This is a genomic window from Variovorax sp. 01T439_2 (genome assembly GCF_056398445.1).
In genome coordinates, this window is sequence record NZ_JBFTPJ010001200.1 from 1 (window position 1) to 1,437 (window position 1,437).

At 67.6% G+C, this 1,437-nt stretch carries 1 protein-coding gene; it reads right to left on the reverse strand.

Going from position 1 to position 1,437, the window contains the following annotated elements; all coding sequences use genetic code 11:
• Positions 1–1,420 (reverse strand): serine hydrolase domain-containing protein (locus AC1DOC_RS33490; protein ID WP_478131546.1); only part of this gene is annotated, 1,420 nt, incomplete at its 3' end.
• Positions 1,421–1,437: the final 17 nt, after the last annotated feature.

Here is a 1,437-nt window from a genome sequence, read left to right on the forward strand (position 1 = left end):
GCATGTAGTAGGCCGAGGCCGGCACCGCGAGCGAGCCCATCCCGTTGATCCAGAAGAAGCCGCCGTAGATCGGGCGCTTGTCCGCGGCCCAGGCCGGTGCCACGCTGCTCACGAAGTTGACGAAGCCCTCGGGAAGAATGCGCTCGCCATTCCACATGCCGTCCTGCAGATAGAGATTGCCCAGGCGTGTCCAGTCGCGCGCCGACATGAAGTCGTAGCCCTGCGTGAGAAAGTTGCCGTAGGGGTCGGTCTCGATCACCATCGAGCGGATGCCGATCTTGTCGAAGAGCGCGCGCTGCGGAAACGACAGGTAGTCCTCGCCGCGCTTTTCCACCGCGAGGCGGACCAGGTAGTTGGCCAGCACCGGATCGGTGTTGCGGTAGCGGCCCACGGCACCGGGCGGCCATTGCTGCGGCCGGGTGGCGGCATAGTTGAAGGCGTTGATGCGGCCCGTGTAGTAGTAGATGTGGTCGGGGTAGGTGCCGTTGGGGTYGAAGTCCGGATCGTCCGGCGCCTTGATGCGCAGGCCGCTCGACATCTGCAGGATGTCGGAGATCTTGATCTGCTGACGTGCATCGCCGGCGCCCTGCCATTCGGGAATCGGCGCCGGCTGGTCGAGCTTGTACACGCCCTGCTTGATGAGCACCCCCATCATCGTGGCCACGACGCTCTTGCCCATCGACCACGATTCGAGCGGCGTCGCCGGGCCGATGCCGCTCATGTAGCGCTCGGCGACGATGCGGCCCTTGTGCGTGACCACGAAGGCCGATGTGTAGGCCTCGGGCACGGCGAACGCGGCATCGACGGCCCGGGTCACCTTGGCCATGTCGACCTCGGCGGGCGGCGCATCGCCCGGCAGCACGTCGCCCATCGGCCAGGGTTGGGTGGCGGGGTCGGGCAGCGCGCTCCTGACTTCGACCGGCGTGAAGAACACGTCGTCCCGGCCGGCCGGCAGCGTGACGCAGCCCTGCGAGCCGAAGTGGCGCGCCACCAGCGTCGGGCCATTGGGAATCGAGATGCGAACCTCCTTCTTCACGCGGTCGACCACGGGCTTGCCCACGTTCTTGCGCTGGTCATAAGGGCCCACGAAATAGCCCAGGCTTTCGGCGGCGACGTCGGGGTCGATGCCGGTGATGAACACGGCGGAACACATCGTCTTGGCATAGCCGGAGGTGTGGTGCTCCAGCACGTTGCCGGGCGGCGGCACGTAGGGCGTGTTGATTTCGAGGGCCCGTGCGCGGGCAATCAGCGCCTCGCGCTCCGGCAGCTGCGCCGTGGTGGGCGGCAAGGGTGCGCCAATGCCGATCCCCCCRCCACCTCCACCCCCGCCGCCGCCACCACCACCGCAGGAGGCCAATGCAACTGCCAGGCCCAGTGCCGCGGCGGTGGTGGCGAGGGAGCGGCGGATCGAGCACTTCATTTGGCGGTCCTTGGGTT